An 11,488-nucleotide genomic window follows, 5' to 3' on the forward strand; every position below is an offset into this window, starting at 1 on the left:
GCCCATGCCCATATTCGATCGTCGTTCCTTCATGGCGACCAGCGCCATTTTAGGCCTGAGTGCCAACGGGGCACGAGCCGCATCGGCACCGCGGTTCGGCGGTACGCAGCTGTGTACCGCCATGCGGAAGAAACCGATCGGGATCGACGACCGGCATCCAAGCCTGTCCTGGCAGATCACCGGCCCTGACGGGACGATGCAGTCCGCATATCGCATTCTCGTCGCATCCAGTGCGTCTTTGCTTGGACGCAATGTCGGCGACATATGGGACAGCGGTCGCATCGAAGGCGCCGACTGTACGGGCATCCAATATGAAGGCAGACCCTTGCGCTCGCGCGAAACCTGCCACTGGAAAGTGCAGGTCTGGAATGAGAAGGGGGCGACGGGCTGGAGCGATCCAGCCTATTGGGAAATGGGTTTGCTCAAGGCGAGCGATTGGTCGGGCGACTGGCTCGCCGCCGAAGATGCCGTCGAGCGCGACGATCGGATCAGCGGTGTTCAATGGGTCCGCGGCGACGCCCCTGCGCCCGACAAGCCGCGAAGCTTTCGTCTCGCCTTTCGCAGCGATGCCGGCGACGCACTGCTGACCATCTTCGGGGATGGTGTGATGTCACGCCTGATACTCGACGGCAAGCCGCTCGCCTTGCCCGCGCGCGATCCCAATGCTTTTGGCGGCGCGCCTGCAACACGCCTTGCCTTGAAACTCTCGGCCGGTGATCATCTGCTCAGCCTGGATATTGCCCCTGCACCGGGCTTCTTCATCAAGCCATTCGTTTCGATTGCCGGACAGATCCGTCTTCCTGCATTGAATGGCTTAAGCGAACGGTTGATCGGCGGTTGGGAAACCCGCCTGGGCGAGGAAGAAAACTGGGTGGTGGCACCGCCGCTGGACCCGCAGCCCATTTTCCCCTGGCCTCCCACGCCGGCGAGATTGCTGCGGCGCCGCTTCTCCAATAATCGTGCGATCGTCCAGGCCCGGCTCTATGCGGCAGCGCTTGGCGGCTATCGCCTGTCGCTCAATGGGCACCGGGTAAATGACGATGAACTGCAGGCTGAGCCTGTCAATTACGCCGTTCGCATTCCCTACCGCACCTATGATGTCACCGGTTTGATCCAAAAGGGCGCGAACTGCCTGGGTGCCGTGATCGGCGATGGCTATTATGCGAGCTACCAGGCGCCCGACGGCCGCTACGCATTTGGCGGCGCGCCCCGCCGCCTGCAATTGATGCTGGAACTGACCCGGTCCGACGGGTCGATCGAAAGGATCGTCACCGACGATCAATGGCGACATGCGCGCGCACCTGTCTTGATGTCGGAGATTTATGCTGGCGAAGACCAGGATCTGCGATTGCAGTCTCAAGGCTGGGACCGTCCAGACTTCGACGACAGCAAATGGGAGAGGTGCTGGACGGCGCCGGCACCAAATGCCCCCATTTCGGCGGCACTTGCCGAGCCGGTACGCATCTTCAAGCAGCTGCCGCCAGTCACCATTCGCAAGCTTGGCGAAGCACGGCATATTGTTGACTTCGGCCAGAATTTTGCGGGCCGAGTGCGGCTTCAGGTCAAAGGGGCTGCCGGACACCCCATCACCGTGCGCCATGCTGAAACCTTGTCCGAGCAGGGCGAGCTCGACCGTCGGAACCTGCGGGCCGCAAGGGCGCAGGATCGCTACTGGCTGCGCGGGAACGGATTGGAGACGCTCGAGCCCGTCTTCAGTTACCAGGGATTCCGTTATGCGGAGATCAGCGGGGTCAGCACGCTAACTTCGGACATGATCGCCGGCTTGGTCCTTTCGAGCGCCATGCCTGAAACCGGGACGTTTCAGATCAGCAGTCCGGACGTCCAGAAGCTCTGGCTGAATACGCTATGGAGCCAGCGCTCCAACTTCATGGGGATTCCCACAGATTGCCCGCAACGTGACGAGCGGCTTGGCTGGACCGGCGATGCCCAGATTTTTTGGGATGCCGCCAGCTTCAACATGGATGTCGGCGCCTATACACGCGCCTTTTCCCGCACGATGCGCGACGCGCAGGCCAGCAACGGTGCCTACCCACTCTGGGCGCCTTCTCCACAGGGCCTGGGCTGGGGCACGGACAGTCCCACGCCAGGCTGGGCCGATGCCGGTGTGATGCTCCCCTACACCGCCTATCTCCACAGCGGCGATCGCACTCTCGTCGATGAAAATTGGCAGGCGATGACCGCTTATGCGCAGGGCATATTTGCAAAAAACCCCGATGGCCTGTGGTCGCAAGGGCGGGGAGCAGACCTTGGCGACTGGCTTGCGCTTGATGCGAAGTCGCCGATGGACGAGACAACCCCCAAGGCGCTGATCGCTACCGCCATGCTGGCTCGCTCCGTCGGGCAGATTGCACAGATGGCGGAATGGACGGGCCGCGCCGGCGAGGCCGTGACCTGGCGCGCGCATCATGATCGGATCCGCAGCGCATTCGCATCAGCCTTTGTCCATGCAGACGGAACAGTCGGGAACGGCAGCCACTGCAGTTATATTCTGGCGCTCCGGCTCAATCTCGTTCCGCAGGCGCTTCGCGCGAAAGCCGCCTCGCTCCTGGCGGCAGACATTCGCAAACGCGGTACACTGCTCACAACCGGGTTCCTTGGCACGCCGCTGGCGCTCGATGCGCTGGTCGACGTTGGAGAAAAGCAGCTCGCTTTCGACCTGCTGCTGCGCACGGAATTTCCTTCCTGGGGTTATATGGCGCGCAAAGGCGCAACGACGATATGGGAACGGTGGAATGGCGACACCGGCGATGTCGCGATGAACAGCTTCAATCACTATGCGCTAGGCGCCGTCTGCGGCTTTCTCTACCGGCGAGTAGGCGGCATCGAGCCTGTCGAACCGGGCTTCGCACGGTTTCGCGTTGCCCCTGTCTTTGACGCACGCGTGCCACAGGTAAACGCAAAAATAGCCAGCGTCAGGGGATTGATCGAGACCCGATGGGCCTTTCAGGCAAACGCTGTGACGCTTGAACTGACGGTACCTGCGAATAGCCGGGCAGATATAATTTTACCTGACGGCCCGCGCACTGTGGGACAAGGCCATCACCGCTTTAGGATGTGATGAGATTATGCGGAGGCATATCCGCTATTTCGTGGGTTATTACCGCATTCTTGCGGTGTGAAGGCATCGAGGAGTTTCAGATGCGGCGCCATATTGCCTCATGAGTGCGTTCGGCCGCTTTACGCATCAGGTGTTTGAGCTTCACGAAGACCTGCTCGATCGGGTTGAGGTCGGGGCTGTAGGGCGGCAGGAACAGGAGCCTTGCTTGTGCCCCACGGATCGCCGCCCGGATGGCGAGCCGCTTGTGGCTGCTCAGATTATCCATGATGACGATGTCGCCCGGTGAGAATGTGGGCACGAGGCATGTTCGACATAGTGGGTGAAGCCTTGTCCATTGACCGGCTGATCGAGCACGCAGGGCGCATCGATCCGATCATGGCGCAGGGCAGCAAGGAAGGTCGTCGTGCGTCAGTGGCCATAGGGCACCTTGGCATGGAGCCGTTGACCGACCGGTGGCCATCCCCGCAACGGTCGAGCGCGCCACAAAAGGCTCTTCCACCGCCTCATGGCGCGGCGTGTCACGCCATCTGCCCTTGCCAATATGCGTGTGCGGCAATTTCTCTGCATTCCAGCATAACCGAAATCAGGCGACCGTCACGATCCTTGCCATGCCCTCGCGGCGCATTGACTTGACCACGACCTGATTGTCCATGCGGTCAAAACCGATGTCTACCCTTGCCGCGCCAATGCTGAGGCCACTTATGGTAAGGCTCTGGAGAAAGTGCGGCAAAGTTGGTTCGTGGAAGGATATCTGCCTGGCCGCGACATCGAAGCGCAAGCCGAGGCTGGACTGGATCAATGCGAGCGGTGTCGCAGCCGACCATGCCTGTGGGCTGCAAGCGACCGGATAAAAGGTCGGCCCCTGCGACCGGCGACGCGGGAAACCGCAGAAGAGTTCGGGCAGGCGCATCATATCGACATAGGTGGCGGCAGCAAACAATCCCTCGAATATCTGCGCGGCTTCCCGCTGATATCCATAGCGGGAAAAGCCGCTGGCGATCAGGGCATTGTCGTGCGGCCAGATCGAACCGTTATGATAGCTCATCGGATTGTAACGCGCCTCGGTTGAGGCAATTGTTCGCACGCCCCAGCCAGAGAAAGAGGCGGGAGCCATCAGCGTGCGAACCACGGCTTCGGCTCGTCCTTTCCGTGCAAGGCCGGTGTAGAGCACATGGCCGGCATTGGACGAGCGAACACGGCAAGGACGTTTGTCGCCATCGAGCGCGAGGACATAGGTGCCGAGTTCGGTGTCGAAGAAGGCGGCGTCAAAACGGTCCCGCAATTGTGCGGCGCGACCGCGATAATCGGCCGCGCGCTCATGATCGCCGATAGCGCCGAACAAGGCATGTGCAGCCTGCCAGGCGCCAAAGACATAGGCCTGGACCTCCGCAAGCGCGATTGGTCCGCGCGCGATGGTGCCGTCGGCGTGGAAGATCGAATCATGGCTGTCCTTCCAGCCCTGATTCTGCAGGCCCTGATCCGTCAGACGGCCATATTCGACGAAGCCATCGCCATCACGATCGCCATGCGTGTCGATCCAGTCCAGCGCGGCTTCGACATGAGGAAGGATCGTGCCCAGAAAAGTGATGTCGCCCGTGCGCTCCAGATAGGCCCCAGCCAGCATGACGAACAGCGGCGTGGAATCGATGCTGCCATAATAATGGCGGAAGGGAACTTCGCCCAGTTCCGCCATTTCGCCATGGCGAACCTCGTGCAGGATCTTGCCCGGTTCCGCGTCGGCGGCAGGATCGAAGCTGGTTGCCTGATGCGCGGCGAGATAGCCCAGCACCCCGCGGCTGATCGCGGGGTCCATCCACAGCGTTTCAAGCGCGGTGATGATCGCGTCGCGGCCGAACACGGTGCTGAACCAGGGAATGCCCGCATAGGGATAGGGACCAAATTCGGTGTCCGTCGAGAGCATCGAGATATCGGCAACGGACCGCCGCGCCACTTCGTTGAACAATACGTTGGAAGAGTGCACTGCCGCTCCGCGTTTGCGGGCAAGCCTGAGCGCCTGCATCGCTTCGCGCAGAGATTTGAGAAATTGCTTGGGCAGCGCATCGCCTACTTCGATTCGTTCGCAGGAGATGCGGGTGAAGAGCGCACAGCGCTGGCCGGGGGGCACGGTCACGTCAAAGCGCGCGTGGCTTTCGGTCAGTTCTGTCGGCATCGGATCAAAATGCAGATGCGTATGGCGTTCGCGATCGTCTCGTCCGAGATAGCTGAGCAGGACATCGCCAGCGCCCACCCTGGGTGTCCGCAGCACACCCCGACGCAACCGGGTCATGCCGCGGATTTCGAACAGGTCGGCAAAGTCGGCGGCAAAAGCCAATGCAACGCTGATCTGGCGGGGTTCGGTGTCAAAATTGCGGATCGTGACCCGCTCATAAAGCGCGTCCTTCCACAGGAAACGGGTCCGGCGCAGATGAATGATGTCATGCTCTATCATGACCCGGCCGTCATCGCCCGGGAAATCGGGATTGGTGAGGTCGCAGGTCAGCATCGCATTATCGTCCCGGAGCGCGGAACTGAGCAGAATCGGCCGCATGTCGTTGATGGTGAGATAAAGGTGCGACAGGTGGCGCGTGTCGCGATGATATAGCCCCTCTGGACTACCCACCCCGGAAATGGCGTCTCCGCTATGATCGAACATGGCGAAGCTGTCGCCATGCTTCAGCGTCCGTGGCCTGCGCTCATGGAGCGAGGCCGTCGCAGGAATGAAAAACTGGGTTTGCACCTGGGAAAGTGCCTGTCCTCCATCGATACCGGGCACCTGCGACGGGGACTGGATCGGCGTCATGGCGGCAACTCCTTATGCAACGACCTGCAATTCGGCCTCTTCGCCGCGCTGGCGACGAAGCCGGGCCGCTTCCGTGCGCGCACCGGGCAGACGGCGATACAGCGCGACATAGTCGGCCGCCATTCGCTCCGCCGTGAAACGGGCGTCAAATGCACCACGCACCCGGGCTCGATCGAGATGAGGCAAGGCCGCCACCGCGGCGACCGCTTGGTCCTCCGTCGCCACGATGAAGCCCGACACGCCATGCTCAATCACTTCGGGGACCGATCCACAACGAAAGGCTATCACCGGCGTCCCGCAGGCCATCGCCTCGATCATCACTAGGCCGAAGGGTTCAGGCCAGTCGATCGGAAACAGAAGCGCGCTCGCCTGGCCCAGGAAATGGGCCTTCTGCTGCTCGTTGATCTCGCCGATGAACTCGACATTGGGGTAGTGATCGACCAGGGGTGCAATCGCCTGTTCCCAATAGGCGCGATCGACGGTGTCGATCTTGGCCGCGATCTTGAGCTTCAAGCCCGAACGCGCAGCGATCCGGATCGCCCGATCCGGTCGCTTTTCCGGTGATATCCGGCCCAGGAACGCGAGATAATCCTCACCCCTTCCAAGGCGCGGCGCCAAGATTTCGGCTGGCAGGCCGTGATAGATGGTGCCGCCCCAGTTGACCGGCGGCATCGGCAAGCGCTGATGGTCGGAAATCGATACCAGGCTGTGCCGAGGAAAGGTGCGATAGAAGGGCGGCAGATCCGGCAGGTCCAGTCGGCCGTGCAGGGTCGTGACCGTGCGTCCGATAAAGTCCTGGACCATGGGCAGATGCAGCATATCGATATGGAAGTGCAGCGCATCAAACTCATCGGCGCGGCGGCGAACCTGTTCCAGCATCATCATATGATAGGGAATGGTATCGACCACGGCTGGATTGAGGCGCAGCGCCATGTCCGTGACCGGCACCAGTTCAGCGCTGGTCTGCGAATCTCCACTGGCGAACAGGGTCACCGCATGACCCTGACGGACCAGTTCCTCAGTGAGGTAGGACACGATACGCTCGGTGCCGCCATAAAGCTTGGGCGGCACGCTTTCGGCCAAAGGGGCGATCTGTGCGATCTTCATGCGGGCATTCCTCTCAAAGAAGTAAAGCCCTCCGGTCCCCGACAGGCGGCAGGCTGCAGGGCTACAAGCATCGACGGGCTATACGGGTTGCATGAACGAACTCGGTTCATCTCAAGCGGCAGCGACAGGCTTGGCAGCCTCCATGTCGCCTATCATCGGTCGTTGCTTGATGTGCGGGTCAGGTCGATCCAAGCCGCGTATGACATGGATCATTACTGGCCGTTTGACGTGAATTTTTGCAGCGTCAAGCGATGCTATACGGAGCTATGCGCCAATTTGTCGCGCTGCCTTGCCATCGGGCATATTATCTGCGCCGGATCGGTCAGTTCAGCCCTTCAAGGTAACAATTCCCACCACGCCAGGCTTAGATGACGGATTGGAAATATTGGTCTTCTTGGGCTTTTCCGCTTTAGGTTTACGGATTTCACGGTTGGATTTCTTCTGGCTTTTTGCCATAATATATTTCCCATCTATAGATATGAGCGCTCCGGACATATTGGAGCATTCCGACGCCTTCTGGCGTGCTTCTCTCGCTCGCGAACATCGAAGATCTTTGCGTAGGCCCGGGTGAGTTCTTCATGCCGCACCTTGGTCACGGGACATGTCGCCATCGCCACATGGTCCAGTTCCACAAGCGTTGCCGGTTTCAGCCAAATCTGATTTCCCTTCGCGATCACCGCCATGGAGTGGACCATCGCATGACATGTGCAGGCGACCTCATGGCCATCCCCATGTTCATCCTATCCCTCATGATCGTGTTCCCCCGCCGCCGTAAGGAGCGGGATCGAAAGCAGATCGCTCGTCTGTCACGAGCGAGCGATAAGGTAGCCGATGGTCGCGGATACGCTTGGCATAGCCTTGCGCCAGCCCCTCATGCGCCGTCCTGGCCGCAAAACAGATTGATGCCTTGGCGCGCATGATTTCCTCTTGCTCGCGCTTCAGCAAATAATTGAGATCTTCCATGAAAACTGCTCCGGCTGGGCAAGCGGGAGCACAATAGTCTCTCTGTCACGGCGAATGCCTGCAAGCAATTTTTCGCGCGATAGCAGCTTGTAACACATCCGGCGGAATTGCTTGCCTTAAATCGTTCAATTATTATCCAGACGGATAATTTATTAAACTGACACGGTTATATTCTCCTTTCATATGAATTTTTATGATTATGGATAGAAGTAGATACCGTGGCATGACATCAGTTATGGATACGCCATGGAAGACGTCAGAATTATTCTGCCGATGGCCTGAATGCGATAGATGATGACTAACGGCGCGGCATCGATTGAAGGACTGCTCATCACGGCAAAGGCCGCCGTGGCCGATCTGGACGACCGCGGTGCTGGTGCCAGGCCCACGCCCGCCGGCATGGCCGTTTAACGACGCCGCCACCTTCCATTACTTTCCGACGGTTATGCTCGAATAGATGCGTGCGCCGCCTGGGAACGTGCTATTGTCCGGCATCACCCGCATGATGCCGCAGGCATTTCGTGACAGAGAGACCATCGTGCTCCCGCCTGCACCCGGGAGAGTAAGATGATCGACAGATTTGGAAACACCGCCCCCAGCCATGACGAATGGCGCGTGGTATGACCATCCGCACGACCCGAACCGCAATCACCTTTCACGCGCCGTGGAAGGTGCCCGGCTTTGATGCATTGCCCGCTGGAACCTATGAAGTCGATACAGACGAAGAGGTTTTTGAGGGCAATGCCCGCACCGCCTACCAGCGGGTCAGGACGGCACTGCGTATCCCGACGGCGGCGGGCTTCGAAAGCCATCCGGTTGTCCCCGAAGATCTGGAGAAAGCCCTGGAGCGCGATGCCCGGCTCGCAAGCGCAACCTCTGCTGCACCAGGCACCGATGAACAGTGCCCTTCCGCAGCCGAAGCGAAGCCATGGCGCTGGGTACCACTTTGGGTTCGAACCTCTGCCCCTGATGGAAGGAAGTAGCGATGATCGTGAACACCGCAGCGATGTGCAAACGGCAGGAGGCAATCCACCGCGAGGCGGCCGCAGCGACAACGCTGACCAATGTCCGAAGAATAGCGTTGCGTGCTGCCGCCGCGTGGGAAAAGCAGGCACAAGAAATGACGCAGAAAGAGGCTGGGGAAAAAGGCGGACTGAGTCCTGAAGATGCGGCGATAGCCCTTGAGTTTCTCCTTGAGGAAGAAAGCGATCGCCCCGATGCAATAGACGATCTTGCGAAGGGCTTCGACCTTGGCAGAGATCCAGCAAACAGGCTCTCTCATGATATCGCATAATTGGCGCAGCAGGCATCGGCCCGATCCGAACGAACAGCGCCGGGAAACGTACTCGTTCATGCCCAACTGCGTCGTGGCCGAGCGCGCGGTGATCAAGACGATCAGCAAAGACGGGTTCCGCGCCGTTGACCAGAAAAGATGGTGACCGACAGGGACGGCAAGGAACCCGGCGGGATGAATGGCCTGCCTTTTATTGCCCAAGCTCACATGCCGACTGGTGAGAGATCTGGCCAGGGCCGCCAAGGCGGATCGCTCCTTTCCGCCTGAGAGGGCAGTATGGATTTGGCCTCCAGAATTCAGCCGATACCGTGATCACACCCCCAATGCCGCCCAAACGGCACCGTTCATCAGCGCCGCCTGCCCCTTCCTACGCCATCAGACCAAAATCACCCGGTTCTTCGAGCCGTTCAGATCGTTGAGGCGGAACGGGGCGAGCGCTCGCGATGATTTCGGGACACAAAAAAGCCGCCGCGGCTGATCCAAGACGGCTGTTTATGTGTGTGTATGGTTGCGGGAGGGCGATCTAACCGAGACCGACAATCCAAGGAGAAATCTGGTTTGTCGGTATCGGTGGTTGCGGGGGAGGGATTAAACCGGGACCGATACTCGAGTTCGTCTCCAATGTCGGCAGCGGTGTTTGCGGGGAACTACAACTGCCGACGTCGCCATTCTCTAGAAGTCGCAATCTGAATAAATTGTAGAAGTCCGCTTAACCGTCCTTGTTTGTGCCTCGCAACCGGAGTGGGCCATGGCGCTAGGGTGAACGGCTGGAGGATGCCGGCGCTGCTGCCTTAAAATATGCGGGGCACAGCGTTCAAAATTCGATCCGCTTTGCAACGCGACATCGATCACTACAGCGCAGCCCTTCACGATTAAGGTCCTGTACAGCGGCAAGGGGCTGGCCAACGCCGACGTGAGGTTGTTCCAGGAAGCCGGGTTCTATGATGGAAAGAAAGTGGCGGCCGACCTCCACACCAATGCGTCGGGCAAGTTCACCGTTACCTCGCCGGATGCCGGTCGCTATCTTCTGCTCGTGCGCCACCGCGACATGGCACCCTCGGGCGCCGCAGCCCACTACTATAGCTATTCCTTCACGCTCGCAGCGATGTAGCTGGCCAATGTTTCCAGCGTTAATTATGTGTCCGCATCGGCTCGTGAAAGACGCTCTCGCCAAAGCGAATTTTCATCCGACGTGCGACCGAACCTGAATATCTGCGCTGCCGCCAAGTAGTCGGACTGTGATAAAGGCCAATTGCCGCCCAGTAATCTTTCGCCGCTCGTAGGCCGGAGAGAAAGATCCATCGCGCAGCTTCGGCGTTGAAGCAGGGATCGAAGCGCAGCCAATGTCGTACCTGCAATTCGGAGTGCCCGACTTGCGCGGCGATGCGCGGCACCCACCAGCTGTTGATCTGCAAGGGGCCAAGATCATGCGAGCCATTGCTATTGCGGACTTCAGCTCCGATCCAGCCTGCTTCCTGGTCTCGCAGGCCCCAAAGCGTCTTCTCCAGCCACGCATGACCCATCGACGCGTGACGGATGCAGGTAGCTATACGCTGTTCCTCCTGCACTTTTTCGGGCGCGGCCATGGCCCGTTCCGGCGATGCTGCCAGCAAGGCAGTGACTGCCCATGTCGTGCTCGAGAGAAGGCGCCACATCACCGTGCCCGCCACGGCGTGGCTCGATGAGATTTCGCGGGAAGCACGGCACGGCCTGGTACTTCAGCCACTGCTATCGGGCCGCCTGTCACCAGGGCAAGCAGCCTCCGCCCGGATAGGATCTCGACGTGGCTGCTGTTACCGATGGATTCTCGGCTCTGCGGCCCTGTTCGGCCGGTATGGATGAAAAGGCCGCGACAGTTGCTGGCCCGGCACAGCGCATTGAAGGCGCTGACATGTTCGGGCCGGATGGCCGTTGCATAGCGCTTGGCCTGGATGAGCCACAGAGCGCCGTCGATCATCACCTTTCCATCAATGCCGCCATCGCCAGTGTAGCGATGGTTTCTGATGACCCTGAAACCACGACGCTCCAAACTTTCGAGCAGCAATTCCTCAAAGGCGAGCGGATCCATGCTTCTTAGCCGGGCGTAGAGGAGCTGGGGCGGTTGCAGGCGATCACGGCGGCGCAGTTGCTGCACCATGAACCTTGCCTGCCTGCGACGCCAGCGATGCCGCAAGGGCACGTGAAAGCGGTGCAGGACAAGGGCCAGGAGCATCAACGCGACAGCGAGCAGGATGAGGAGCATGGG

Annotated in this window: 10 protein-coding genes and 1 pseudogene; 4 read left to right on the forward strand and 7 right to left on the reverse strand. The window is 60.0% G+C overall.

All coding sequences use genetic code 11. From position 1 onward, the window contains the following. Positions 1-4: 4 nt before the first annotated feature. The gene (locus GGQ90_RS16215) at positions 5-3,079 is read left to right on the forward strand and encodes an alpha-L-rhamnosidase (RefSeq protein WP_188083118.1); all 3,075 of its coding nucleotides are present in this window, start codon (positions 5-7) and stop codon (positions 3,077-3,079) included. Between the two features lie 5 nt (positions 3,080-3,084). Here GGQ90_RS16215 and GGQ90_RS16220 read toward each other — a convergent pair. The 5 genes and pseudogenes from GGQ90_RS16220 to GGQ90_RS16235 all read right to left on the reverse strand — a co-directional run. Next, a pseudogene (locus GGQ90_RS16220) lies at positions 3,085-3,550 on the reverse strand (IS630 family transposase); the annotation flags it as partial. 112 nt (positions 3,551-3,662) lie between these two features. Beyond that, positions 3,663-5,879, reverse strand: a complete 2,217-nt coding sequence (locus GGQ90_RS16225) for an amylo-alpha-1,6-glucosidase (RefSeq protein ID WP_188083119.1) — start codon at positions 5,877-5,879, stop codon at positions 3,663-3,665. A 12-nt stretch (positions 5,880-5,891) separates the two neighbouring features. Further along, on the reverse strand, positions 5,892-6,986 hold the full coding sequence (locus tag GGQ90_RS16230; RefSeq protein WP_188083120.1) for a glycosyltransferase family 4 protein: 1,095 nt from the start codon (positions 6,984-6,986) through the stop codon (positions 5,892-5,894). Between the two features lie 327 nt (positions 6,987-7,313). Beyond that, positions 7,314-7,442 (reverse strand): hypothetical protein, encoded by a 129-nt coding sequence (locus GGQ90_RS29700; protein ID WP_281391439.1) that lies wholly within the window; start codon positions 7,440-7,442, stop codon positions 7,314-7,316. 291 nt (positions 7,443-7,733) lie between these two features. After that, the gene (locus tag GGQ90_RS16235; protein WP_188083121.1) at positions 7,734-7,949 is read right to left on the reverse strand and encodes a hypothetical protein; all 216 of its coding nucleotides are present in this window, start codon (positions 7,947-7,949) and stop codon (positions 7,734-7,736) included. 620 nt (positions 7,950-8,569) lie between these two features. Between GGQ90_RS16235 and GGQ90_RS16240 the strand changes: the two genes are divergently transcribed. The 3 genes from GGQ90_RS16240 to GGQ90_RS16250 all read left to right on the forward strand — a co-directional run bounded on the left by GGQ90_RS16240 (position 8,570) and on the right by GGQ90_RS16250 (position 10,354). Continuing rightward, positions 8,570-8,932 (forward strand): hypothetical protein, encoded by a 363-nt coding sequence (locus GGQ90_RS16240; RefSeq protein ID WP_188083122.1) that lies wholly within the window; start codon positions 8,570-8,572, stop codon positions 8,930-8,932. A gap of 2 nt (positions 8,933-8,934) precedes the next feature. After that, complete coding sequence (locus GGQ90_RS16245) at positions 8,935-9,243, forward strand: hypothetical protein (RefSeq protein WP_188083123.1); 309 nt, start codon at positions 8,935-8,937, stop codon at positions 9,241-9,243. 796 nt (positions 9,244-10,039) lie between these two features. After that, on the forward strand, positions 10,040-10,354 hold the full coding sequence (locus GGQ90_RS16250; RefSeq protein WP_080726995.1) for a DUF4198 domain-containing protein: 315 nt from the start codon (positions 10,040-10,042) through the stop codon (positions 10,352-10,354). A gap of 19 nt (positions 10,355-10,373) precedes the next feature. Here the strand turns inward: GGQ90_RS16250 and GGQ90_RS16255 are convergent, their stop codons facing one another. Both GGQ90_RS16255 and GGQ90_RS16260 read right to left on the reverse strand, forming a co-directional pair. Continuing rightward, positions 10,374-10,829, reverse strand: coding sequence for a lytic transglycosylase domain-containing protein (locus GGQ90_RS16255; RefSeq protein ID WP_230588527.1), 456 nt, complete (start codon positions 10,827-10,829; stop codon positions 10,374-10,376). A 68-nt stretch (positions 10,830-10,897) separates the two neighbouring features. Next, on the reverse strand, positions 10,898-11,485 hold the full coding sequence (locus GGQ90_RS16260; RefSeq protein WP_052076584.1) for a restriction endonuclease: 588 nt from the start codon (positions 11,483-11,485) through the stop codon (positions 10,898-10,900). Between the last annotated feature and the right edge of the window lie 3 nt (positions 11,486-11,488).

This window comes from Sphingobium scionense (assembly GCF_014197035.1).
Taxonomy (GTDB): domain Bacteria; phylum Pseudomonadota; class Alphaproteobacteria; order Sphingomonadales; family Sphingomonadaceae; genus Sphingobium; species Sphingobium scionense.

Coding starts and splice junctions, on each gene's coding strand:
- GGQ90_RS16255 (WP_230588527.1), bottom strand. CDS start 10,829: ATGGCCGCGCCCGAAAAAGTGCAGGAGGAACAGCGTATAGCTACCTGC.
- GGQ90_RS29700 (WP_281391439.1), bottom strand. CDS start 7,442: ATGGCAAAAAGCCAGAAGAAATCCAACCGTGAAATCCGTAAACCTAAA.
- GGQ90_RS16225 (WP_188083119.1), bottom strand. CDS start 5,879: ATGACGCCGATCCAGTCCCCGTCGCAGGTGCCCGGTATCGATGGAGGA.
- GGQ90_RS16215 (WP_188083118.1), top strand. CDS start 5: ATGCCCATATTCGATCGTCGTTCCTTCATGGCGACCAGCGCCATTTTA.
- GGQ90_RS16235 (WP_188083121.1), bottom strand. CDS start 7,949: ATGGAAGATCTCAATTATTTGCTGAAGCGCGAGCAAGAGGAAATCATG.
- GGQ90_RS16230 (WP_188083120.1), bottom strand. CDS start 6,986: ATGAAGATCGCACAGATCGCCCCTTTGGCCGAAAGCGTGCCGCCCAAG.
- GGQ90_RS16240 (WP_188083122.1), top strand. CDS start 8,570: ATGACCATCCGCACGACCCGAACCGCAATCACCTTTCACGCGCCGTGG.
- GGQ90_RS16245 (WP_188083123.1), top strand. CDS start 8,935: ATGATCGTGAACACCGCAGCGATGTGCAAACGGCAGGAGGCAATCCAC.
- GGQ90_RS16260 (WP_052076584.1), bottom strand. CDS start 11,485: ATGCTCCTCATCCTGCTCGCTGTCGCGTTGATGCTCCTGGCCCTTGTC.